A 22,831-nucleotide genomic window follows, 5' to 3' on the forward strand; every position below is an offset into this window, starting at 1 on the left:
CATGCACACCTTCGATTGGCGCGGTTTTGAGGCGCGCGACTTTGCCGTGAACGGCATCACCCTCCACGCACGCGTGAGCGCCGACTGGGACAACACGCGCCCCGTGCTGCTGCTGCAACACGGCTTTCCGCAAACGCATGTGATGTGGCGGCGCGTGGCGCAGGCGCTCCAACCGCACTACCGGCTGGTGCTGCCCGATCTGCGCGGCTACGGCGACTCGACCAAGCTGGTGGGCCAGGACGACCACGCCCAGGCCAGCAAACGCGCCATGGCGGCCGACCTCGTGGCGCTGATGGACACGCTGCAGGTGAACCGCTTTGCGATGTGTGGCCACGACCGGGGTGGCCGCGTGGCGCACCGCCTCGCGCTCGACCACCCCGACCGCCTGGAGCGGCTGTGCGTGATCGACATCGCCCCTACCTTCGACATGTATGCCGCCACCGACATGGCCTTTGCCCGCGCGTACTACCACTGGTTCCACCTCATCCAGCCCGCGCCTTTGCCAGAGACCATGATCGGCGGCGACGCCCGCGCCTACCTGAGCGCCAAGCTGGGCGGCTGGGGCGCCGGCGGCCTGGCCCACATCGAGCCCGGTGCCCTGGCCGAATACGAGCGCACCTTCTGCCGACCCGAGGCCATCCACAGCGCCTGCGAGGACTACCGCGCCAGCGCCGGCATCGACCTCGAACACGACCGCATCAGCCGCGAGCGGGGCGACAAAATCGCGTGCGACACCCTGGTGCTCTGGGGCGCCAAAGGCGTGGTGCACCGCCTGTTCGATCCATTGGCCCTGTGGCAGGCACAGTGCGCCGCCACGGTGAGTGGTCACGCCATGGACGCCGGCCACTTCATCCCCGAAGAACAGCCCCAAGCCACCGCCGCCGAACTGCACGTTTTTTTTGGAAAGACCGCCCCATGATCGTTGTCCACCACCTCAACCACTCGCGCTCGCAGCGCGTGTTGTGGCTGCTTGAAGAGCTGGGTATGCCCTACCGCATCGAACGCCACGAGCGCGACCCCAAAACCATGCTCGCACCGCCCGCGCTGCAAAAGGTGCACCCGCTGGGCAAGTCGCCCGTCATCACCGACGGCAAGCTCACCGTGGCCGAGTCCGGCGCCATCCTCGAATACCTCGTGGAGCGCTACGGCGAAGGCCGCTTCGTGCCGCAGGTGGGCACACCCGAACACCTGCGCTACCGCTACTGGATGCACTACGCCGAGGGCTCGCTGATGTCGCCCCTGCTGATGAAGCTGGTGTTCGACCAGGTCGAAAAAGCGCCCATGCCCTTCTTCGCCAAACCCATCGCCAAGGCCATCGCCGCCAAGGTCAAAGGCGCCTTCGTCAGTCCCAACATCGAACGCCACCTCGACTACCTGGAAGGCGAACTGCAACACGCCGACTGGTTTGCCGGCCGCGACTTCAGCGCCGCCGACGTGCAGATGAGCTTCCCCCTCGAAGCCGCCGCCGCCCGCGCCGGCCTCAACAACAGCCGCCCCCGCCTGATGGATTGGCTGCAGCGCGTCCATGCCAGGCCGGCTTACCACAGGGCGCTGGAACAGGGCGGGCCGTTTGAGATTTTGGGGTGAGGGGCAGTTCTATCAGAGTCCTGCCGTTCGTAGCGCGGTGACGTTCACGAGCCCTAACGCCGTCGCACAGCCGATGCCGAAGGCGGTCGGATGCAGCGGCCTGTTCGGCATCGCTGCATGACGTCACAGCAATACGTCATCGAGCTGAGACCGCAAGAATAGCCTTGGGATTCTCACGAGCAATGGCTAGTAGTGTGCGTGCTGCACCACTCGGTTGCTTGCGTCCTTGCTCCCAGCCCTGCAGAGTGCGGACGGAAACGCCAAGTAGGCTGGCGAACTGAGATTGGGACAACCCTGTTGCCTCACGCGCTTCGCTGGCAGACGAGGCGACAGCTTTGCCTTTGCCCGCCTTCATGTCACGGATGGATTGGAGTATCTCTGCCCCTACGTCACGCGTCGCCTCGAACGCGGCTATTTCGGCAGAACTGAGCTTTCTAGACTTCGAGGGCACGACGTATCTCCTTGAGAGTGTCGAGAGAGATGTTCTCTGACTTCGACTTTGCGTACAGGGTGAGAAGGTAGACCTCGCCGGCTTCGTTCCTAATGAGGTAGACGATCCGCACCCCGCCTGACTTGCCAGTACCTTCCCTTGACCATCGGACTTTGCGAACACCGCCGGACCCACGTATGACAGAGCCGGCATCCGGGTTGACCGCGATGAATGAGGCGAACTCTGCACGTTCATCCTCATCCCAATATCGAGGCCACAGACGCTGGAAGATGGGGCTCTCGACAACGGTCAACATCCTGCAACTATACGCCTAAGGCGCATGGGGGTCAAAGGGCCTGCTCCGATGTCGAACGTTTGAGCTGAGCGCCCTGCCGGTGGCAGTCCGTTCGAGTGCACCGCATCCGCTCGCTGTGGATGGGCACGCGCACCTCTCGCATCAACGCCCTGCGCGGCTTTTGCCGCGAGTTCGGCATCACCATTCCACAGGGCGCCCGTACCGGTGTCGAAGCCATCGCCCGCGTGCTGGCCGATCCGCGTTCGGCTGTCCCTGACTTGATCCGACACACGGCTGGCATGCTGCTCGAAGAAATTCGCCTGCTCGAAGCTCGCATCGCCCAGGTCGAGCGCGAACTCGCCAGCGTGGCCCGCCAGAGCCCGGCCTGCACGCTGCTGCTGTCGGTGCCCGGCATCGGGCTGCTGAGCGCCACCGCGCTGGTGGCCGCCACCTCGGGCGATGTCACGCACTTCCAGGATGCGCGCCACTTCGCCAGCTGGTTCGGCCTGACACCGCGTGAGTTCAGCTCCGGCTCCAGCCGATACCTGGTCGTCCCTGAAAAATCCCCGGAAGCCGCATGAACACTGTTGTCTGGGGTGATATCGGGGGCGAGGAACTCCCAGTTTGATATCCAATAGGGGCTGTTTTCTGGGAGTTCTGCCGTGCTGTTTGCCTGCCCCGCCACCGACGATTTCTTTCACTCGCGCATCGACCACATGATCGACCTGCGCCATCCCCTGGCCGTGCTGTCCTCGCGCATGCCCTGGCAGGAGATCGAAGCGCGGGTGGCCCAGGTGTTCTCTCGCAAAGGCCGCGCCGGTGTGGCCATGCCCGACCTGGATCTTTTTGGCGAACAGGTGCAGCGAGCACAAGTGAGCAGCAACGCCGGGCGCCCCCGCGTGCCGCTACGCACCATGATCGCGCTGCTGTACCTCAAGCACGCCTTCAACGAGTCCGACGAAGGCGTCGTTGAGCGCTGGGGCGAAACGCCAACTTGGCAGTTCTTCTCAGGGCAGGCGTACTTCGAACACCACCGACCCTGCGACGCCACCACCTTGGTCAAGTTCCGGCAATTGGTGGGCGACGAAGGCGTGGAAGAACTGCTGGCGCAGACCATCAACGTGGCCGTCGAGCTCAAACTGATCAAGCCGCAGGAGCTTGCCCGCGTGATCGTGGACAGCACCGTGCAGCACAAGGCGATTGCCCACCCCACTGACAGCCGCCTGTTGGAGACCGCCCGGGTCAAGCTGGTCGAGGCAGCCAAGGACGCAGGCATCGATTTGAAGCAGACCATTGCCAAAGAGGGCAAGAACCTCAGTCGCAAGGCCGGGCGTTACGCCCACGCCCGCCAGTTCAAGCGCATGCGCAGTGCCATCAAACGCCAGCGCACCATCGTGGGTCGGCTGCAGCGCGAGGTCCAGCGCAAGGCCAGCGTCATCGGGGTAGCGGTGCAGCAAGCGCTCGCCGACACCTTGAACAAGGTCCAGCGCATCGTGACCCAGAGCGGCCAGCGCAAAGCCACCGACGGACAACGCAAGCTCTACGCCTGGCATGCGCCCGAGGTGGACTGCATCTCCAAGGGCAAGGCCAGAACACCTTACGAGTTCGGGGTGAAGGTGGGCATTGCCAGCACGCTCAAGGGCAACCTGATCGTTGGCGCCCGGGCGTTTCACGGCAACCCGTATGACGGCCACACCTTGAACGAACAACTGGAGCAGGCGGCCATCCTGATGCAGGACAGCAAGGCAAAGCCGACGACAGCGTTTGTGGACTTGGGCTATCGCGGCGTGGATGCACAGAACCCAGATGTGCACATCTGGCACCGGGGCAAGAGCAAACGCATCAGCGAGCAGGAGAGAAAGCTGCTCAGGCGGCGCCAGGCGATTGAACCCATCATCGGGCACCTCAAAGCCGACCACCGCATGGGCCGCTGCCACCTCAAAGGTGAGCAGGGCGACCGACTGCATGCGGTGCTGTGTGCGGCGGGGTACAACATCCGCTGGCTGCTGCGCATGATCGCCAAGAAGGGGGTGCCCTTCTTGCAGCGGCTGTATTTGCGTCTGTGCACGATGGCCGGCGGACAGCCGAGCTGGTGGCTGACACTGCGCACTTGGCTGGCGGGCACACCGCGCTGGCCAGAATCACGCGCAGTCGGGGTGTGAAATGAATATTTCAGGGCCGACTACCTGGGACGCATCTCCAAGAAGGGAGACCGCTACGTGCGCATGCTGCTCACCCACGGCGCACGCAGCGTGCTGCGAGCGGCCAAGGTGGCCGATGGCGCGGGCAAGGATATCTGCGGCATCCGCCGATGGGCGCTGGATGTGCAGGGGCGATCAAATCACAACAAGGCCACCTGTGCGCTGGCCAACAAGCTCGCGCGCATCTGCTTTGCCACGCTGCGCGACCATGCGCCGTTTGATGAAGCGACACGGCTGACCAAGAAACAGAACCGGCAGAGTTTCGTCATGCCGACCTGATCCCTCCGGGCCTTTTAACTCACCCCATCTCACCGTTGCGACGGGTTTGATCGACCATCATGGCCAATAGGGTTCCTCCCACACCGCACAACGCCGATAACTCTTCCGGCAGCTTGCCTGCCGCTTGCAACGTGTGGCGACGCGGTGACGCAGATTCCATGTCGGCACGGGACATTGACGATCCCACCACAGATGCCGGATATACGACTGCAGGTGCTTTACCCACTGGGTCCCAATCGGTCAGTCCCTTGCCGTTGAGGGGGAGTCCATATACGAAGGGTTAGCCACCAGCCAACGATACTAAACCTTTAACTGTTATTCCTACTGCTGCCTTCCCTAGGCCGCCGATTGCACCTTTCAAGAAATCTTTCTTGACATCGGGGAAACTCAGTTTTGACTCCGATTGGCGAAGTTGTGCAATCTTCTCTCTGAAGGTATTGACGGATTGCTCGTCATAGATCGACAGCAGTACATTACATATCTGATCGGCATCGGCCCTTACGACTTCAGAATTAAAAGAGCCGTCAAATACTAGCCCGTGATCCTTCATGTGGCCTTGCAGCCAGTTTCTGGTGAAGGAGTCCTCAATAATTAATCCGATCCTCCTCTTATCAGAATCAAGTTGCGATTTTGCAATTACCTCAAGCAGCCTAGATTTCGCTAGGTCTTCGTTGTTGGGTGTGTACTTTAGTGTCGCTTCATACCGTAGTGCCTTTATCCTTGAGTTTGGCGCCTTTAGTAGGATGCTCACTGATTGATTGGAGAGCGCCTTCAGCGGCTTTCCGTCTACCAAGCCATATTCGTCGAGGAGGTAGATGAGCAAGACCTCAATGTCTCGCTTCGAGAGCGATCCGAGACCGTTCGCAAGATAAGAATCTAGAAAATGTGATTTGAAAGCGTCCATTAAAATAATATTGTTATTTGAGCGGTGATTGATCTGTGTGCTGGCGCGAAACGGCATCCTATTTCGGCGGGGAGTCAGTCGTGACGCTTGATGCAGGATCGGATGCAGGGGACGGCAACGGTACGCCAATTGGCTGTCTAAGCAATTCTGGTCCCATTGGTCCGTCGCGGACGACAATTTCGAGTAAATCTACTTCAATGGCTCGTGTAAACAGCGTTGAATCCTTGGGCTCAGAAATCGTAGGTTTCGTTGATTGTGTAGCCTCGAATACAGAGAACTGAAGCCCCTTAGGACGAACTCGGAATAGTACGACATAGTTCTTCGATATTCTTTCGGCATCTCTTGGTTCCGCAGAAATGTCGACAGAAATGGTCCTCTCTTTGAATGAATCGGCCATTCTGGCGCGCATGCTTTCTGGAAGAGTTGCCAATATGGGGTTCTCTGTCTCCTTCAGCATCGAATTAACCTGCTCAGGAGGGACGAATAGCAGGTAGCTGGTAGACCAAGTCTTTTCCACGGTAACCTTCGCGCCGTAGGAATTTGACCCAGTGTATTCCTCTTTCTTGTCAATGCTGTACGCGGCTTGTAATGGCAATCCGTTTAGGCTCTTGCGTGGCTTAATCTTTGCGACGGGCACCCGAATTGTGAGTACTTTCTTGTCGATATCATACGAGTAGTCTTTATAGCCACGCTCGATACGAAGCAAGGTCGATGCGGCATCCGCCAGCTTCGGCTGCCTTGCCTCATATGCTTCTCTGCTTTCAAATTCTCCCCGCGGTTGTGGCTCAGCAATGGCATTTATCTTGGTGATGTATTCCTGAGCTTCTAGGAAGTCGTATTTGACTGGTTGCGGGCGTGCAGGCTCTGGTTTCGGTACTGAGGCTGACTTCGTAGGCTTCGTCGGAGGTGGCTTCTTCGCATCTTGAGCTAGCGCCGGTTCCAGTAGCGCGATTGCCAGCGCGATCGTGACGACTTGTGCGCCGATTCGTACAAGGACACTGCGGTGCAGCGGCCTATTGGTTTGAGCGTACAACTCTTGGTGCATGGGCAGTGTCCGTCTATGAATGTGAGTGGCGAAGCGGAATGGTCGTGTTCTGGTGGCTAACTGTCGCATCCCGCATAACCTGCGGGATAAAACGGACGATGCAGGATATTCTGATCAGGGCTTCCTCCTGAGAATGGCTTGCCGCCTGGGTTTGGGGTCGATACACTGTTCAAAAACACAGGCATAAACAAACCATGAAACCCGGCCCGCCTGGTTTGCGCTCCACGCGGCTTCTTGACCAGTTGCGGGAGCGGATTCGCTACCTTCACTATAGCCTCAACACCGAGAAGGCTTACCTGCATTGGGTGCGGTTTTTCGTTCGGTGGCATGGCCGCAATGGCGAAATGCGGCATCCGCGCGACATGGCGCGGCAGAGGTGGAGGCGTTTCTGAACATGCTGGCTAATGAGCGCAGGGTTTGCGCCACAGTTTTGCCACGCACTTGCTGCAATCTGGCACCGACATCCACACGGTTCAGGAACTGCTGGGGCACAGCGATGTGTCCACCACCATGATTTACACCCGTGTGCTGAAGGTGGCAGCTGGCGGCACGGCCAGCCCGCTGGATTCATTGGCCTTTGGCGGCTGACTTCCGAGACACAGCGTGATCCTGGGCGGCGCCTGCGTCAGCCCATCGGCGCCGTGCCGCTCAACCCCGAACGCGACTCGGTCATCAAGACGCATTCGGGCTGCACCGATAAACAGCCGTTGGCTGCATGAATAAGGCGACAACTACCTTGACGCGCGCTGCTATCTCGGTCGCCGGCACCCCAGACTTGATTTTTAGTTATTCATGTATATTTCATTGAACTATTCATCAACTGTTCGACATGGCAACTTCTGGCTCCTCTGGTGTTGACCCTCGATGGACTGCTCTGGCCTCATTGTTGAGGGCGGGACCACGCTCGGCCAAAGAGCTGGCAGATGCTTTGGCGATCAGCCAACCCACGCTCTCGCGAACTATTCAGTCTCACCCCGATGGGTTGACGAGTTTTCGGATTTCAGGGGTTCGCACGCCGCAGTACGCCTTGCTGCGTACGCCCCATCCGACACTGCGGCCTCGCCAAACGGTGTATCGGATCTTGAGCAATGGGGCCATAGAGCCTTTCGCTGAAATTGAATTCCTCGCTGGTGGCGGCACGCTGGAACGCACAACGCGCGAGACGGTGCGGTACGACGGTCTGCCGCCCTACATGGTGTTCTCGTCGCCAACGGGCTTTCTGGGACGCCAGGTTGCACGGAATGCCGCCGCCGCACTCCACCTTCCAGAAAGCCTGCAAGACTGGAGCGACGACCACCGGATTGCCTATCTCTTCTCGAGAGGCGTCAATCTGTCGGGCAATTTGATCTATGGCGAAGCCTCGCTGCAGCGAGAAATGGACTTCCGCAACGCCCCGTCAGTCTCGAGCGCCGAGAAGCGCCAGCATTACGTGGCGATGGCCACCGAACTGCGGGACGCCACCTATGGCAGCAGCGCGGGCGGGGAACAACCCAAGTTCCTTTCACTGGTCGAAGACAGTGGTCACGTGATCGTGAAATTTGCGAAGGCAGGCAGCCGCATGGCGTCCCTGCTGCCGCTGGAACACGTTGCACTGCGAACCTTGGAGCACATCGGTGTGCCGGCGGCAAAGACCCAGGTCTTCAGCGCTGGCGACCATGTGTTTCTTGAAGTTCAGCGGTTCGACCGCTTGGGCCGGCATGGTCGGGTGGGCATGCTCTCTTGCGGGGCCATCGATGACGAGTACTTCGGCAGCCGCGATACCTGGTCCGAGTTCGCGGCGCGTTGCGAAAAGGCGGGCTACCTGACGCGCGATGAGGCCCACCATCTCAACGTGCTGGCCGCCTTCAGCGAATTGATTGGCAACACCGACAGGCACTTCGAAAACATTTCGATGCTGCTGGCGGAAAACGGCGACTTTGCCGGACTGGCCCCTGCCTATGACATCTTGCCCATGCGCTACGCCTCGATCGGTGGCGGCGTTGATCCTGCGCTCCATCCAATCACGCCCCGTGTAGGCACCATCGGCGCCAAGCCAGCTGTGTGGCAGCGTGCAGCCCAGGCAGCACACCTTTTCTGGCAGTCCGTGCAACAGGATGCGGTGGGGTTTCCGGTGTCAGCCGAGTTCCGCGAGCTGGCCCATCGCAACCTCGCCGCCGCTCAAACGTTTGTGGCCCCCTTGCTCCCGTGAAGCAAGGCCCCGCCGCCCTGCCGCACCCACCCTGTCCTAAAATCCCCCCCCGTACCGAAAGAACCGTCATGGCCGCAGCCATGGAAGGCTTTCATTCTTGCAGCCAAGTGTGGTGAAGATATGACCAAGCCTTTCATTTCTCTGTGCCCCGAGATCACTCGGGCCGATGCGTTCCACCTCATGGACTGGTTGGAAGACGAGCAGGTGACGCGCTACCTGAGCGATTCGCGCCACGTCTCCCGGTTCATCGAACAAGTGGTCGGGCGGGTTCAGTTGCCCATCCTCACCCATCTCTTCAACCAGGGCGGCCGCTTTTTCATGGCCTGCGACCGGCACGACGTGCCGGTGGGATTTGTGCGTTTGGTCAAGAACGAGGCGGACTGCGAGATGGTCCTGGTCATTGGTGACCGCGACAACTGGGGGCGCAAGCTGGGTGCCAGTGCGATCCGCGAAGGCATGAAGCTGGCGTTTTTGGAGATGCGGGCGGAGCGCCTGATTGCCAAGATCCACGCGGACAACGCGCGCTCGCTCAAGGCGTTCGAGCGTTGTGGCTTTTTGCTTCAAAGTGACACGCCCGCGTTGAAGTCGCTGGCCATGCACTCAGAGCGTTACCTGCGGCTGTTGCGCGAAGGCACTGCAGATGAGGCCACCGGCATCCACATCACCGAAATCGACCAGGCGCGGCTGAGAAACCTGCTGGCGCTGGCGCACCCGTCGGCGGTGTTTGAGCTGGAGCATGAGGTTGAGCGGGCCACCGTGGTGGAGCCGCACCAGGTGCCACAAGACGTGGTCACGATGAACTCGCGTGCCGTGGTGCGTCTGGACGGCGAGGCGGTGGAGGTGGCGCTGGTCTACCCCGAAGAGGCGGACGACAGCGCCGGCAAGTTCTCGGTGTGCTCCGACGTGGGCACCGCCATCCTGGGCTACAAGGAGGGCGATGCGTTTGACTGGCGCATGACCCACCGCACTCGCCACGTGCAGATTGAGAAGGTGCTGTACCAGCCGGAAGCGGCTGGCCACTTTCACCTGTGAGCGCCGCCCAGCCGCTCACTCAGCCGAAAAGCCCGACAGCTTGACCCGCTCAGCCCATGCGGCACGTTCGCTGGCGAGCAGTTTTGGGAAGTCGTCTGGCTGTTTGCTGGGCACGGTGTAGCCCATGTGTTTCATGGCGTCCTGGTAGCGGGTGGACGCCAAGACCTTGTCCAGTTGCGCGCGCCATTGGGTGACCTTGGCGGGGGTCATGCCCGCTTTCCCGAACACGCCAAACCAGTCCACCGATTCCAGTTGCGGCATGCCCAGCTCGCGTGCGGTGGGCACGTTGGGCAATTTGGGATTGCGTTCTTTGGACGTGATGAACAGGGTCTTGAGTTTGCCCTGCCCTTCATGTGGCACCAGCAGCTGCTCGGTGGTGATCAGGAGCGGCACCTGGCCGCCGATGACATCGCCCACCGCCGCTGCCCCGCCCCGGTAGGGCACGTGTGTCAAGGCGATGCCCAGGGCCTTCTCAAGTTGGGCACCCAAAAAATGTTGAGGTGTGCCGTTGCCAGGCGTTGCAAACGCGCTTTGGGGCGCATTCGCTTGCGCCCAGGTTTTGTATGCGGCCAGTGTGGTGGCTTTGGATGCGGGGCCTGCCGCCACGCCGAACCCGTACTCCGCCACGCTGCCCAAGGTGGAGAAGTCCCGTACCGAGTCGTATTTGGCGGCCTTGACGGTTTGGGGCACCAGCGCCAAAACGCTGGCGGGTATCACCGCCACGGTGTCGCCATCGCCCGGGGCTGACAGCAGACTGTCGATCGCGATTTTGCCGCTGGCACCGGGTTTGTTTTCTACCACCACGGTGACGTTGGCGGTCTGTCGCAGTTCTTCGGCCAGGGCGCGCGCCACCGCGTCGGGCGCGCCGCCAGCAGGAAATCCGACCAGGATTTTCACGGTTGCGGGTGGGGTTTGAGCGTGTGCGGCGTTTGCCATTGCCAGCAGTGCGGCGGCGGCCAGTCGCGCGAAGGTTCCAAAGTGGTTCATGTGTCTCCTCTGGTGGTTGTGATTTGTGTGGATCAGGCGACAGGAGACGGGGTGTAGCCGCCAATGCCCCGCCCGGATCGGATGGCCTCGTCGCCGCCATAGAAGTCGATCAGGGCTTGCTGACGACGTTTGGCGCGTTGGTCCACTTCGTCTGGGTCGCACAGCGAGCGCAGCCGCATTTCCCATTCTTTGCAGAGGGCCTGCCGCGCCGGTTGGTCCGACAGGTTCTCCAGCTCTTCGGGGTCTTGATCCAGATCGAACAGCTCGGGTGCCAGATCGCAGTGGTGGACGTATTTGGTGTGGGCGTCCTGCAGCATGAACACGGCCGAACGGGAACCGATGGTGTGGTACTCGGACAACGCCACGCGATCGCCAGGCAGCGGCGACAACAGCGATTGCGAGCGCGCGCTGGCGGTGCTCTGCGCCAGCGGCACACCCACCGCCTCCAGCACCGTGTTGTAGACGTCGACGTGGCTCACGGCCGCTGTTTCGACGCGCCCCGGCGCTACGTCCGGGCCGCTCAGGATCATGGGCACGCCCACGGACTCCGCGTACATCGTGCTTTTGCCCCACAGGCCGCGCGCACCGGTGTTGTCGCCGTGGTCGCTGGTGTACATCACCCGGGTGTCATCGCACAGCCCGGCCTCGGCCAATGCCTCCAGCAGCGCGCCTACGTTCGCATCGAGGTAGGACACCAGCCCGTAGTAGCCACTCAGCGCGCGCCGCACGTCGGCCTCGGTCTTGAAGTGCTGGTTGTAGCCACTTTCCAGCGCGTACTGACGCACAAAGGGGTGGGCCTGCGGGTTCACGCCAAAGTGGTACGCCTTGGGCATTTGAAGCGGTTGGTTGGCATACCGGTCAAAGAAGGCGGGCGGTGCGGTCAGTGGAAAATGGGGGGCCACCAACGAGACCATGAGCACCCACGGCTTGTCGCTGGTGCGCTCGCTGTGCGCGTGCAGCCATTCGATGGCGCGTTGGGTGATCTGTGCGTCGTAGCGCGTGTAGTCCGACTCGCCTGCTTTGGCCGATGCCAGCATGTTGGCACCATCGCCGATGGTGGTTGGCGGGTTGCGCAGCAGCATCTTGACTTCGCCCCGGCCGCCGTGGATGTGCATCGGCAGCAGGCTCTCGGTGAAACCGTAGTCGTCACCTTCCCACCCGCGGTAGTGCAGCTTGCCGATGGACACCACCTCATGACCGGCGGCGCGCAGTACGTGGTGCCAGCTGGGCGTGCGACCGTCGTAGGCGTCCACGTTGTCCCAATGACCCAGTTCGAAGAGTTGGCGACCGGTGGCCAAGGCCGCGCGTGCGGGCACGCAGATGGGGCTGGCGCAACTCGCGTGGGTAAATCGCGTGCCGCTGGCAGCCAAGCGGTCCAGGTGGGGCGTGTGTATCTCCGGGTGGCCGGCGCAGCCCATCACGTGAGGGTTGTGTTCGTCCGAAACGATGAGCAGCAGGTTCTTGGGGGGCAGCGGTGTCATGGCCGCATTGTTCAAGGCCGCATCGTGGCTGTCTGTTCCTGCTGGAACAAAGCGCTGGCGCGGTCTCAGGTGCCGGCGGTCAGCGCGCCATGCTGGAGCACCTCGATGCGCCCCCGGCCCAACCTCACCACGCCGTCGCATTCCAGTTGCTTCAGCGCCAGCGAGAGCTTGGGCCTGCTCACGCCGCAGCGTTGCGCCAGTTGCTCGTGGGTGACCACCACGTACCACGGCTGGCCGGCATGCGCGGGCGCCGTGGCCAGCGCCACGCGCGCCAGGCCGGCACGGACCCGTTCGTGCACGCTCCGCTCAAGCCAGCCGCGTTCCCGGGCGCGGACCTCGCGCAGGCGTTGCGCTAAAAAGCGTACCAGCAGCAGGAGCAGGGGTGGGTGCTGCTGGAGCAACGATTCCAGTTCGGCCTTGGGCAGCCAGCGCACCTGCGCCGTTTCGGCGGCCAGCAACTGGCCATGGACGGGTTCGTCGGCAAACAGCGCGGAGAGCAAGGCGATCTCACCCGGCCCGAACGACACCGGTATGACCCGGGTGCCCTCTTCACCCAAGGCAAGCACGGCATCCAGCCTGCCCTGAACGACGAAGGGTAAGGCCTGAAGCCGATGATCCGACAGGTTCAGCCACCACCCTTTGTTGAGTCGCTGCACAGGAAATCGCGCCGTGTCCAGCTGGGTCCACACCGTAGCGGCGAGCTCGTGCGAAAGGGCCAGGCTGCTGGTGGGTTTTGGCATTGGCGGATGGCTTCGTGCTGTGCCCAGCGGTCAGGGCGCCGGTTGCGGTTCCAAGCTCAGGTTGCCCCGTGGCACTTCTTGTACTTCTTGCCGCTGCCACACGGGCACGGGTCGTTGCGGCCGGGTTCGGCTTGCTTGCGCACGGTCTCCACGCGGGGGCCGATGTTGCGCCAGATTTCGGCCAGGTCGTACACCGCCCAGATGCCTTCACCGAACAGGTTGATGCGGTCCTCGCTCACGCTGGGCGGGCCGTCTTCCTTGTACATGGACACCGTGGGTTCGCCGGTGTCGTCTTCGCTCAGGGCGACGATGGTTTCCAGCGATTCGTCCAGCCACTTGGCGGCGTCGCGGTCGCGCGGGGGCGCCCATTCTTCGGGCCAGTTTTCCACCGCGAACATGAAGCCCAGCGCCCACACCTGGCCAAAACTCGGCAGGGGGTCGTCGCCCATGTCGGCACGCTCTTCGTCGCTCAGGCAGGCCACGGCGCCCCGGATGTCCACCACCTCGGGCGAGTAGGCGCGCTCGTCGTCAAGCGACTCCACCGGCGTGCCCAGGGCTTGCGCCACCTCGTTCCAGCGGCGTGTCCACAGCGTCATGAACTGGGTGAACTGGGCTTCGTCTTGGAACAGGCTGCTGGTGGCGATGCCTCCGTTGTCGCCGTCACCAAACAGCACAGGGAAATATTCGCTGGGCAGGATGACCCGGCGGCAGCAGACCAGCGCGGCGATGAAACCTTCGCAGAACTCCCACTGCGGGATTTCGTCGTGGCGTTCGCGCAGGCCGTCCAGGATGCTGTCCAGGGCGTCGAAGTCGTCGGGCGACATCGCTGTGGAAGGGGCGTTGCTGGGCGCAGTGGTATCGGTGTTCATCGCGGCGTGTCGGTCGGTAACGGGGCGCCAAGTGTACGGCGATAGCGGCTTATGATGGCCGCCAACCGACCGCAGGAGCGCCGCATGCTGGACAAACTCAACCACCTTTACCCGGTGCGCTACACCGCCCTGGGCGTGTGTGTGGTGGCCGCGCTGTTGAGCTTGTTCACGCTGATCGCCTTTGGCAAGGGGCTGCTGGCCTTGCTGGTGTTTGGCGGCCTGAGCGTGGTGGGCGTGCGCGATCTGCGGCAAGGGTACAGCGCGGTGCGGCGCAACTACCCGGTCATTGGCAACCTGCGTTTCATGCTGGAGAAGATCCGGCCCGAGATGCGACAGTACTTCATCGAGAACGACACCGAAGCGACGCCTTTTTCGCGCTCGCAGCGCAGCCTGGTGTACGCCCGCGCCAAAGGTGAAACCGACAAGCGCCCTTTTGGCACGCAGGTGGATGTGAAACGTGACGGCCACGAGTGGCTGAACCACGCCATGGTGCCCAGCGTGATCGACAGCCACGACTTTCGCCTCACCATCGGCGGGCCGGCCTGCACCCAGCCTTACGACGCCAGCATCTTCAACATCTCGGCCATGAGTTTTGGGGCGCTCAGCGCCAACGCCATCCAGTCGCTCAACGCGGGCGCCAAAAAGGGCCGTTTCGCGCACGACACGGGCGAAGGCTCGATCTCTGCCTGGCATCGTGTGCACGGCGGCGACCTGATCTGGGAGATCGGCTCGGGCTACTTTGGCTGCCGCAACGACGACGGCACATTCAACGCCGACAAGTTCCGCGCCAACGCGCTTGACCCGCAGGTGCGCATGATCGAGATCAAGCTCAGCCAGGGCGCCAAACCCGGCCACGGCGGCGTGTTGCCGGGCGCCAAGGTGACAGCCGAAATCGCCGCTGCGCGGGGTGTTCCGCAAGGACAGGACTGCGTGTCGCCCGCTTCGCACAGCGCCTTCTCAACGCCGCTGGAGCTGATGGACTTCATCGCCCGCCTGCGCGCTTTGAGCGAAGGCAAGCCGGTGGGCTTCAAGTTCTGTGTGGGCCACCCGTGGGAGTGGTTTGGGCTGGTCAAGGCCATGCAACAAAGTGGCATCACACCCGACTTCGTCGTGGTCGATGGCGCGGAGGGCGGCACCGGCGCCGCGCCGCTGGAGTTCACCGACCACGTGGGCGCGCCGCTGCAGGAAGGCCTGCTGCTGGTGCACAACACCTTGGTGGGCGTGAACCTGCGCGACCGCATCAAGATCGGCTGCGCCGGCAAGGTGGTCAGCGCCTTCGACATTGCCCGCGCCATGGCCATGGGCGCCGACTGGTGCAACAGCGCGCGTGGCTTCATGTTTGCACTGGGTTGCATACAGGCCCAGGCCTGCCACACCGGCCACTGCCCCACCGGCGTGACCACCCAAGACCCGCTGCGCCAGCAGGCGCTGGACGTGAACAACAAGACCACGCGGGTGTTCAACTTCCACCAGAACACGCTCAAGGCCTTGCAGGAGCTGGTGCAGGCCGCCGGCCTGCCACACCCCAGCGGCATCACCGCCCACCACATCGTGCGCCGCGTGAACGAGAACGACGTGCGCCTGCTCTCCAACCTGCTGCCCCAGGTGCGCCCAGGCGCCTTGCTGCAAGACAGCACCGAAGGTTTGCACCGCGTGTTCACCGAGTTCTGGGCACCGGCGCGGGCGGACCGGTTTGGGATGGGGGCGGGGTAGGTGACGACAGAAATGTGTGCGTGCGCGAGTGGCCTGTGCTAACCTTTTCGCATGAACGTCGCGCTTGATCCCATCGTGTCCGAGTTTTCCACTCAACAAGAGGCGGACGCGCACGACCAGTGGTTTCGCGCCCGGGTCGAGGCGGCACTGCGCCGCGCTGACGATCCAGAGACGCCCCGGTTCAGCACAGACGAAGTCATGCGACGCATGGACGCGGTGATTCACGCAGCCGAAGCAGGACATGCTCAAGGTTCTGTGGCTTGAGTCCGCGCTCGAAGACCTGAGCACCATTGCCGAGTTCATCGCCGAACGCGATGTGCGGGCAGCACGTCGGCTGGTGGCGCGTTTGATCGACGATGCCGATGCGCTGGCCGTTCTGCCTGCCCAGTACCGGCGAGGGCGGGTGGCCGGTACCCATGAGCTGGTATCGCATCCCAACTACATACTGGTGTACCGGTACACGGTGGATTGCATCGAAATTTTGAGCGTGCTCCACGCCAGGCAGCAGTACCCGAGGTAGGCCTACACCGCCAGATCGATCTGCTGCAGCGCCCCGGCGCCGCCGTCTTCACGCAGGTACACACCGGTGCTGCGCACCTCGCCCAAGGTCTGGTTGGTGGCGTCGCGCAACGAGAACGGGCTGGCCACGCGGCCCAGGTAGAGCGCGCCCACGTTGGCCTCGCGCAGGCTGCGCAGGCGGTCCTGGCCTTCAGCGTCTTTCTGCCACACCTGCAGCTGGTCGAACGCGCGGTCGTTTTCGTCTATCCAGCCGTTGCCGTCGTCGTCCAGTGCGGCCAGATCGGCAAAGCCGTCGCCACTCAAAGCGCCAAACAGCTCGCGGCCATCGTCCACGCTGCCGTTGCCGTTTTTGTCGAGCACCAGAAAGCCGCTGCCGGCGCCCACAAAGGCCATGTTGTCGAGGTTGCCATCGGCGTCCAGGTCGAAGTCGAAGCGCAGGTCGGACAGCTCGCCGGCAGGACCATCAAAGTGGATGACCAGCGGGTCTTTGAGCAGCGCGTCGCCGGCGCGCAGGGAGACGCTGCTGGTCTCCAAGTACTCTCGCCGCATCTCCAGCGACAGGGCGAAGTTGATCTCACGGCCGTCGCTGGTCTTGACCGTGCCTTCCACCTGCACCTGGGTGTGCTGGGCCTCGTAGCGGGTTTCCGTTCGGTCGTAGCTCAGGCCCCAGCCCGCGCGTTGTGCGGCGGGGTTGGGGTTGGGGGTGCTTTGTGATGGGGCTTTGCCGGTCAAGTCCTCGGCGCGGAAGAGGCGCACCTTGCGGCCCGTGATGAGTTCGACCAGCCGGATCAGTGGTTCCAGCTTGGGGTCCACCGATTCGGCATCGGCGTTGGAGGCGGCTTGACTGGCGGGTGCGGTCTGCGCCATGGTGGCCGGCGCTGCCGCAGGCAGGTTGCGTGGCATCGCCTGCGCCCGTGCTGAGAGGTGGGTCACCATCGAAGAGGCGCTGGTGCGGCTGCTGTCGCGGTTCAGCTCCAGGCGGTGGTTGCCGTTCCACAGGCGCAGCTGCTCTTGCACGCGGTGGTGCGACACCTCGCTGTGCTGGCTGGCCATGGCCACGCTGGCGGTTTCGATCTTCATGGTTCTGTCGAAATCGGCGCCGACTGCCGCGGCTTGAGGGTGTTCCGACAGGCGGTGGTGGGGTCAGGTCGCGGGCGGCGTTGCGTCAAAAAAGCGGAACGTGTTGCGGCCGGCCGTTTTGGCTTGGTACATGGCGTGATCGGCGGCGGCCAGCAAGTCGGTGGCGGTGCTGGCGTGGTCTGGGTAACTGGCAATGCCTATGCTGCAGCCCAGGTCGAGTTGCAGCTTGTCCACCACCATGGGCTCGCTCACCAGCGTCAGCAGTTTGCGGGCGATGGCTTCGAGCTGTTCCTGGGTGGCGGGTGCGCCCAGCAAGGCCACAAACTCATCGCCGCCGATGCGGGCCACGGTGTCCACCTCGCGCAGCACACCTTTCAACCGGCGTGCCACGGTCTGCAGCACCACGTCACCCACGTCGTGGCCGTGGTGGTCGTTGATCGGCTTGAAGCGGTCCAGGTCGATGAACAGCACACTCACCGTCTGGGGCACACGCCGCGCCTGGGCCAGTGCGTGGTCCAGGCGTTCCTGGAACTTGCGCCGGTTGGCCAGTCCGGTCAGGGGGTCGTGTTGGGCGAGGTGCTCCAGCTCGTCCTGGTTGTCGCGCAGTTCGCTGATCTGCTCGCCGATTTGCAGGCGCATGTCACGGAAGGCGCGCGCCAGATCGCCGATCTCATCGCGCCGCTCCACCGGCAAGGCGCCCGCCGGCAGACCGCTGGCGACCATGCGGGCGGCGTGGCTGATGGCATTGATGGGGCGCGTCAGTGCCCGGCCCATCCACAGGGCCAGCAGCAGGCTGAGTGCGCACAGGGCGAGCACGATTTGCAGCACGGTCTGGCCCAGCCGGTTGGATTCGGCCAGCACCGCCTGAAGGGGCTGGGTCAGTCCCAAGGTCAGCCGTGTTTCGGGCGAGCTCACCTTCAGCGGTTGGCTCATGAAGGCGGCCACCACGGGTTGGTTGGCGTGGGCGCCCTCGTGGGACTCGAACACCGCGACGTTGTTGTCGCCGCGCACCACAGGCCCCGTGGCAGCGAATTCGTCCTGGATGAAGATGCGCCGGCCGCGGTCGAAGCCAAAGGTCTTGGCAGGCTCGGGGTGGATGAGGATGTCGCCCTCGTGGTTGGCAAAGTACAGCTGGATGCTCTCCGGCATGTCCTTGGCCAGCAACTCGAAGGTGCCGTTCAAGTCGATGTTGATGACCGCCACCCCCAGGGCGCGACCCTGTGCGTCCCTCACCGGGCGGGCCAGTTGCAGCGAGGGCTTGTCCACGCCCAGGTGTGATCCGCGCTCGTGGTTGATGGCCACCCGCGACATGTAGGTCTGGTCGGGCCCGAGCCGCAGCGCCTGCGAGACGTAATCGAAGTGCCCCTTTTCCTGCAAGTCGTCGTCTGCTACCACCATCGGGCCTCGTGGGGCGCGGTCCACCCGCACACGTTCCATGCCGTGCTGGTCGGCGGCAATCAGCCGCACCTGAAAGTAGGACGGTTGTGATTGCAGCATCAGGACCATCAGGTCCTGCAAGGTTTGCTGTTGCGATGGCGTGCCAGGGCCTTGCAGCAGGGCGCGTGCGGCGGGGTGTTCCGCCACCAGCACCAGGTCGCGCTCGATTTCCTCGCGCGCCAACGCCACACGGCGTGCCAGCACAAGGGTCGAGGTCAGCAGCCGGTCTTTGGCCGCGTTCACCAGCAGGGTGCGGCTGGCTTCAAAGGCGTAATAGCCAGTGAGGCCCGCCGCCAGCGCGCCGGCCAAGGCCAGCAGCAGGCTGAGCTTGAGCGCGATGCCGAATTTCATGCGGCCAGCACTTTGGCCGCGCGATCGCCTGACACGATGCGGTCCCACATGCGGGTGCGCTTTTGGGTGTCTTCCACCGGTTCCAGCCAGCGCAAGCGGGCATCCGGGCGGTGAAATGGCGAAGGTGAGGTGGTGTTGGCCAGACCCTGGCGCTGCACCAGCACCTCGCCTGGTCCGGCTTCAAGCAGGTAGTCGATCCAGCGCGTGGCCAGCTCCGGATCGTGGGCGCTGCGGCTCATGGCCCAGCAGTCCAGCCATGCCAGGGCCCCTTCGCGCGGAACCGTATAGCCCACGTCCACGCCCGCCGCTTGGAGCAGCTTGACCTGTTGTGAGCCGTAGTTGGCAAACATCAGGGCGGCGCCGCGCGAGGTGAACAAACGGACCGATTCCTCGGGTTCGGTGTAGAAGCTCAGCACGTTGCGCCGCAGCGCGATGAGGTGATCGACCACCCGGGGCCATTCGCTGGCGCCCAGATGGAACGGGGTGCTCAGCCCCAACGCGATGGCGGCCAGCGAAAAATTGTGGGTGCCCCCGTTGTAGGCCAGCACTTTGCCGCGCCAGCGCGGGTCCCACAACGCGGCCACCGAATCGGGGGCCTGGGGCATTTGGCGACGGTCGTGGATCAGACCCATCTCCGCGTAGGTGTAGGGAATGGCGTAGGTCTTGCCCTGGTGCACCAGGCCGGGCACTTTGTCCAAGTCGCGAAAGCGTGGCAGCTGATCGGCGCGGTGGGGCAGGCGTTGGGGGTCCAGCGTGGCCACGAGGTTGGCGGCGATGTAGCGTTGCAGTTCGGCCGTGTTGACCGCAAAAACGTCGAAGTCCCCGCCTTGGCGGGTGTTCATGCGTTCCCACAGGGTCTCGTCCGAGTCGACCACGCTGACTTCGACCTTCACGCCTTCGCGCCGTTCGAAGGTGGCCACCACGTCCGGGTCGGCGTAGCCGGGCCAGGTCAGCACGCGCAGCGTGTGCGCATGGGCCGACCGGGCAGCCAGCGGCAGTGCCGCCGTAGCGCCCAGCAGCATGCGCCTGCTGACACCGGCATGTTGTTTCATGTGTCACATTTTTTCACAGATGGCGAAAAAAAAGGGCGACCTTGGATCGCCCAAACATGAAACAAATGGTGACCGACGGGGCTCAGCCGCGCATCAGCGCTTCGATCTCGTTGGCCGCCACCGGCACGTCGCGGGTGATGAGTTCACAGCCGGTGTCCGTCACGATGGCGTCATCCTCGATGCGTATGCCGATGTTGTGGAAGGCTTCGGGCACGCCTTCGGTTGGGCGCACGTAGAGGCCGGGCTCGATGGTCAGCACCATGCCGGGGCGCAGGATGCGGCTCGGGCGGTTGGTGATGGTTTCTCCGCTGAGCGGGTCGCGGCGCTCGCTGGTCTGTCCCACTTCGGTCGGCTCCACGTAGCTGCCGCAGTCGTGCACGTCCATGCCCAGCCAGTGGCCGGTGCGGTGCATGTAGAACGGGAAGTAGGCGCGCTTTTCAATCACGTCCGCCACCGTACCAACTTTGTTCTTGTCCAGCAGGCCGAGGTCGAGCATGCCTTGCGCCAGCACCTTGACGGTGGCCTCGTGGGGGTCGTTGAAGCGGGCGCCTGCTTTTGTGGCCGCCACGGCCGCCTCTTGCGAGGCCAGCACCAGGTCGTACAGCGCACGTTGCGGGCCGGTGAAACGGCCATTGGCCGGGAAGGTGCGGGTGATGTCGCTGGCGTAGCCGTCCAGCTCGCAGCCGGCGTCGATCAGCACCAGCTCACCATCGCGCACCGGTGCGGCATCGGCGCGGTAATGCAGCACGCAGGCGTTGGCGCCGGCGGCCACGATGCTGCCGTAGGCCGGGTACTGTGAGCCGTGCTGGCGGAATTCGTGCAGCAGTTCGGCGTCGAGGTGGTACTCGCGCACCTCCTGGCCGGCACGCAGCATGGCGGCGCTACGCTGCATGGCGCGCACGTGGGCGCGGGCGCTGATCTGCGCGGCCCGGCGCATGATGTCTTGCTCGTGGGCGTCCTTGATCAGCCGCATCTCGTCGAGCACGCCACACAGGTCGCGTTGCTGCTCGGGGCACAGGGCGCCGAAGCGCACGCGGGCGCGCACCCGTTCCAGCCATTTGCCCACCCGCGCCTCCAGCCCGGCGTGGATGGCGAAGGGGTACCAGACGGCATCGCGGTTCTCCGTCAGCTTGGGCAATTGCGCATCCAGCTCTCCGATAGCGTGGGCGGCGCTCACACCCAGCGCGGCCGGCGCGGCCTCGGGGCCCAGGCGGATGCCGTCCCAGATCTCGCGTTCCAGGTCTTTGGGCTGGCAGAACAGCGTGCTGCGGCCGTCGCCCGTGATCACCAGAAATGCGTTGGGCTCGGTGAAACCGGTGAGGTAATAGAAGTAGCTGTCGTGCCGGTAGAGGTGGTCGTTGTCGCGGTTGCGCGGGTATTCCGGCGCGGTGGGGATGAGGGCGATGCCATCGGGGCCAATGGCCTGGGCCACACGGGCGCGGCGCTGGGCGTAGGGGGTGGTGGTCATGGGGTCAGTTCCAGTCGGCATGCAGGTGCGAGAGGTCTTTTAAAGGAATGGCTTGCACCGCCGGGCCTGTGGTGTTCAGGCTGTAACGGCGCTCGCCAGAATAGACGACGTACAGGGCGTCGAGTTTGAGATCGTTCAGCGCGGTGTGCATGGAAGGGGTCATTCGCGGCGCGTCCATGCGCTTGAACTCCACGCCCACACGCAAGCCGTGTTTGAACATCAGCAAGTCCAATTCGGCTCCTGCATGGGTGGCCCAGAAATAGGCCTCGTCGGGTTGTGCCACGTGCAGCACCTGCTCCAGCGCAAAGCCTTCCCAGCTGGCGCCGCTTTTTGGGTGTTGCCACAGCGCTTCCAAATCGGCGGTGCCCCACAGGTGGTGCAGCAGCCCGCTGTCGCGGATGTAAATTTTCGGCGCCTTGACCTGGCGCTTGCCCAGGTTTTCGTGCCACGGGGGCAGTTGGCGCACCACTTGCAGGCCGGTCATGAACTCGAGGTAGCGGCGGATGGTGGGCTCGCTCACCCCCAAACTGCGGGCCGGTTCAGCGGCGTTCCAGGTTTGCCCGTGGTAGTGGGCCAACAACCGCCAAAAACGCTGCAACACCGGGGCGGGCACATGCAAGCCCAACTGGGGCAGATCGCGCTCGATCACCAGAGCCAGGTAATCGCGCAGCCAGCGCATGGCGGCGCGGTTGCTGCCGGCCAGCAGGGCACGCGGGTAGCCACCGCGCAGCCACAGCGTTTCAACTGGGGTGGTGGACGCTTCAGACAAGGCCAGGCCACCCATGTGAATGAGCCCCAGGCGCCCGGCCAGTGACTCGCCGGACTGCTGCATCAGGGCCTGCGACGCGCTGCCCAGCAGGAAAAACTGGCCGTTGCGCTGATGCCGGTCGATGAGGGTTCGCAGCAGAGGGAAAAGGTCGGGCCGGCGCTGCACTTCGTCCATGACGATGGTTTTGCCCTGTGCCAGCAGCGACTGCAGCACGGCCTGTGGCTGGTCCAGGCTGGCCAGCGATTGGGGGTCTTCCAGGTCGAAGTAGGCGCACTCGAATCGGGTGGCGTAGGTTTGCGCCAGGGTGGTCTTGCCGACTTGACGCGCTCCTAACAGTGCCACCGCAGGCACTTCGCCAAGCCGGTCCTGCAAGGCCTTGTAGAGATCGCTTCGGTCAATCATGG

General features: G+C 63.5%; 24 protein-coding genes and 1 pseudogene. 12 read left to right on the forward strand and 13 right to left on the reverse strand.

The genetic code is table 11. The features are described from left to right. Window position 1 precedes the first annotated feature (1 nt). Together ACFQU0_RS07680 and ACFQU0_RS07685 are read left to right on the forward strand one after the other, a co-directional pair. The gene (locus ACFQU0_RS07680; RefSeq protein WP_382199588.1) at window positions 2-919 is read left to right on the forward strand and encodes an alpha/beta fold hydrolase; all 918 of its coding nucleotides are present in this window, start codon (window positions 2-4) and stop codon (window positions 917-919) included. After that, complete coding sequence (locus ACFQU0_RS07685) at window positions 916-1,587, forward strand: glutathione S-transferase family protein (RefSeq protein WP_382199589.1); 672 nt, start codon at window positions 916-918, stop codon at window positions 1,585-1,587. The genes ACFQU0_RS07680 and ACFQU0_RS07685 overlap by 4 nt, the downstream gene beginning before the upstream one ends. A 136-nt stretch (window positions 1,588-1,723) precedes the next feature. On the opposite strand, the gene ACFQU0_RS07690 is transcribed toward ACFQU0_RS07685, so the two are convergent. Next, a complete protein-coding gene (locus ACFQU0_RS07690; RefSeq protein WP_382199662.1) occupies window positions 1,724-1,942 on the reverse strand; it encodes a helix-turn-helix domain-containing protein in 219 nt (72 codons plus the stop codon). A gap of 79 nt (window positions 1,943-2,021) precedes the next feature. Next, entirely contained in the window at window positions 2,022-2,333 is a 312-nt protein-coding gene (locus ACFQU0_RS07695; protein ID WP_382199590.1) for a type II toxin-antitoxin system RelE/ParE family toxin, read from the reverse strand. Between the two features lie 95 nt (window positions 2,334-2,428). Between ACFQU0_RS07695 and ACFQU0_RS07700 the strand changes: the two genes are divergently transcribed. The 3 genes from ACFQU0_RS07700 to ACFQU0_RS07710 all read left to right on the forward strand — a co-directional run bounded on the left by ACFQU0_RS07700 (window position 2,429) and on the right by ACFQU0_RS07710 (window position 4,792). Beyond that, on the forward strand, window positions 2,429-2,893 hold the full coding sequence (locus ACFQU0_RS07700; protein WP_382199591.1) for a transposase: 465 nt from the start codon (window positions 2,429-2,431) through the stop codon (window positions 2,891-2,893). Window positions 2,894-2,974: 81 nt separating this feature from the next. Beyond that, window positions 2,975-4,474 carry an IS5 family transposase gene (locus ACFQU0_RS07705; protein WP_382199592.1) on the forward strand — a complete coding sequence of 500 codons (1,500 nt, stop codon included), beginning with the start codon at window positions 2,975-2,977 and terminating at the stop codon, window positions 4,472-4,474. Window positions 4,475-4,507: 33 nt separating this feature from the next. Further along, on the forward strand, window positions 4,508-4,792 hold the full coding sequence (locus ACFQU0_RS07710; RefSeq protein ID WP_417451745.1) for a hypothetical protein: 285 nt from the start codon (window positions 4,508-4,510) through the stop codon (window positions 4,790-4,792). 280 nt (window positions 4,793-5,072) lie between these two features. Here the strand turns inward: ACFQU0_RS07710 and ACFQU0_RS07715 are convergent, their stop codons facing one another. Together ACFQU0_RS07715 and ACFQU0_RS07720 are read right to left on the reverse strand one after the other, a co-directional pair. Beyond that, the gene (locus ACFQU0_RS07715; RefSeq protein ID WP_382199593.1) at window positions 5,073-5,615 is read right to left on the reverse strand and encodes a hypothetical protein; all 543 of its coding nucleotides are present in this window, start codon (window positions 5,613-5,615) and stop codon (window positions 5,073-5,075) included. A 139-nt stretch (window positions 5,616-5,754) separates the two neighbouring features. Then, complete coding sequence (locus ACFQU0_RS07720) at window positions 5,755-6,741, reverse strand: hypothetical protein (RefSeq protein WP_382199594.1); 987 nt, start codon at window positions 6,739-6,741, stop codon at window positions 5,755-5,757. Between the two features lie 194 nt (window positions 6,742-6,935). On the opposite strand from ACFQU0_RS07720, the gene ACFQU0_RS07725 reads away from it, so the two are divergent. From ACFQU0_RS07725 to ACFQU0_RS07740, 4 genes and pseudogenes are all read left to right on the forward strand, one after another. Beyond that, the gene (locus ACFQU0_RS07725; RefSeq protein ID WP_465262188.1) at window positions 6,936-7,133 is read left to right on the forward strand and encodes a phage integrase N-terminal SAM-like domain-containing protein; all 198 of its coding nucleotides are present in this window, start codon (window positions 6,936-6,938) and stop codon (window positions 7,131-7,133) included. Between the two features lie 25 nt (window positions 7,134-7,158). Continuing rightward, window positions 7,159-7,329 (forward strand): annotated as a pseudogene (locus ACFQU0_RS07730) (tyrosine-type recombinase/integrase); the annotation flags it as partial. A gap of 439 nt (window positions 7,330-7,768) precedes the next feature. Continuing rightward, window positions 7,769-8,929 (forward strand): HipA domain-containing protein, encoded by a 1,161-nt coding sequence (locus ACFQU0_RS07735; RefSeq protein ID WP_382199595.1) that lies wholly within the window; start codon window positions 7,769-7,771, stop codon window positions 8,927-8,929. 120 nt (window positions 8,930-9,049) lie between these two features. Next, entirely contained in the window at window positions 9,050-9,961 is a 912-nt protein-coding gene (locus ACFQU0_RS07740) for a bifunctional GNAT family N-acetyltransferase/nucleoside diphosphate kinase regulator (RefSeq protein ID WP_382199596.1), read from the forward strand. Between the two features lie 15 nt (window positions 9,962-9,976). Here the strand turns inward: ACFQU0_RS07740 and ACFQU0_RS07745 are convergent, their stop codons facing one another. From ACFQU0_RS07745 to ACFQU0_RS07760, 4 genes are all read right to left on the reverse strand, one after another. Beyond that, window positions 9,977-10,948 carry a tripartite tricarboxylate transporter substrate-binding protein gene (locus tag ACFQU0_RS07745; protein WP_382199597.1) on the reverse strand — a complete coding sequence of 324 codons (972 nt, stop codon included), beginning with the start codon at window positions 10,946-10,948 and terminating at the stop codon, window positions 9,977-9,979. A 32-nt stretch (window positions 10,949-10,980) separates the two neighbouring features. Next, entirely contained in the window at window positions 10,981-12,429 is a 1,449-nt protein-coding gene (locus tag ACFQU0_RS07750; protein WP_382199598.1) for a sulfatase-like hydrolase/transferase, read from the reverse strand. Window positions 12,430-12,494: 65 nt separating this feature from the next. Continuing rightward, the gene (locus tag ACFQU0_RS07755) at window positions 12,495-13,169 is read right to left on the reverse strand and encodes a Crp/Fnr family transcriptional regulator (RefSeq protein ID WP_382199599.1); all 675 of its coding nucleotides are present in this window, start codon (window positions 13,167-13,169) and stop codon (window positions 12,495-12,497) included. Between the two features lie 56 nt (window positions 13,170-13,225). Continuing rightward, window positions 13,226-14,038, reverse strand: coding sequence for a UPF0149 family protein (locus ACFQU0_RS07760; protein ID WP_382199600.1), 813 nt, complete (start codon window positions 14,036-14,038; stop codon window positions 13,226-13,228). 84 nt (window positions 14,039-14,122) lie between these two features. Between ACFQU0_RS07760 and ACFQU0_RS07765 the strand changes: the two genes are divergently transcribed. From ACFQU0_RS07765 to ACFQU0_RS07775, 3 genes are read left to right on the forward strand one after another with little or no spacing between them, the layout of a single operon-like run. Then, window positions 14,123-15,751, forward strand: coding sequence for an FMN-binding glutamate synthase family protein (locus tag ACFQU0_RS07765; protein ID WP_382199663.1), 1,629 nt, complete (start codon window positions 14,123-14,125; stop codon window positions 15,749-15,751). A gap of 51 nt (window positions 15,752-15,802) precedes the next feature. Further along, window positions 15,803-16,015, forward strand: a complete 213-nt coding sequence (gene relB / locus ACFQU0_RS07770; protein WP_382199601.1) for a type II toxin-antitoxin system RelB family antitoxin — start codon at window positions 15,803-15,805, stop codon at window positions 16,013-16,015. Then, complete coding sequence (locus ACFQU0_RS07775) at window positions 15,993-16,271, forward strand: type II toxin-antitoxin system RelE/ParE family toxin (RefSeq protein ID WP_382199602.1); 279 nt, start codon at window positions 15,993-15,995, stop codon at window positions 16,269-16,271. The genes relB and ACFQU0_RS07775 overlap by 23 nt, the downstream gene beginning before the upstream one ends. 2 nt (window positions 16,272-16,273) lie before the next feature. Here the strand turns inward: ACFQU0_RS07775 and ACFQU0_RS07780 are convergent, their stop codons facing one another. From ACFQU0_RS07780 to ACFQU0_RS07800, 5 genes are all read right to left on the reverse strand, one after another. Further along, window positions 16,274-17,350 (reverse strand): hypothetical protein, encoded by a 1,077-nt coding sequence (locus ACFQU0_RS07780; protein WP_382199603.1) that lies wholly within the window; start codon window positions 17,348-17,350, stop codon window positions 16,274-16,276. A 63-nt stretch (window positions 17,351-17,413) separates the two neighbouring features. Beyond that, a complete protein-coding gene (locus ACFQU0_RS07785) occupies window positions 17,414-19,138 on the reverse strand; it encodes a sensor domain-containing diguanylate cyclase (protein WP_382199604.1) in 1,725 nt (574 codons plus the stop codon). Beyond that, on the reverse strand, window positions 19,135-20,190 hold the full coding sequence (locus ACFQU0_RS07790) for an extracellular solute-binding protein (protein WP_382199605.1): 1,056 nt from the start codon (window positions 20,188-20,190) through the stop codon (window positions 19,135-19,137). Before ACFQU0_RS07790 ends, ACFQU0_RS07785 begins: the two co-directional genes overlap by 4 nt. A gap of 82 nt (window positions 20,191-20,272) precedes the next feature. Further along, window positions 20,273-21,658 carry an aminopeptidase P N-terminal domain-containing protein gene (locus tag ACFQU0_RS07795; RefSeq protein ID WP_382199606.1) on the reverse strand — a complete coding sequence of 462 codons (1,386 nt, stop codon included), beginning with the start codon at window positions 21,656-21,658 and terminating at the stop codon, window positions 20,273-20,275. Window positions 21,659-21,662: 4 nt separating this feature from the next. Then, a complete protein-coding gene (locus tag ACFQU0_RS07800; protein WP_382199607.1) occupies window positions 21,663-22,829 on the reverse strand; it encodes an ATP-binding protein in 1,167 nt (388 codons plus the stop codon). Window positions 22,830-22,831: the final 2 nt, after the last annotated feature.

Source organism: Hydrogenophaga defluvii (genome assembly GCF_042665235.1).
GTDB lineage: Bacteria > Pseudomonadota > Gammaproteobacteria > Burkholderiales > Burkholderiaceae_C > Hydrogenophaga > Hydrogenophaga defluvii_A.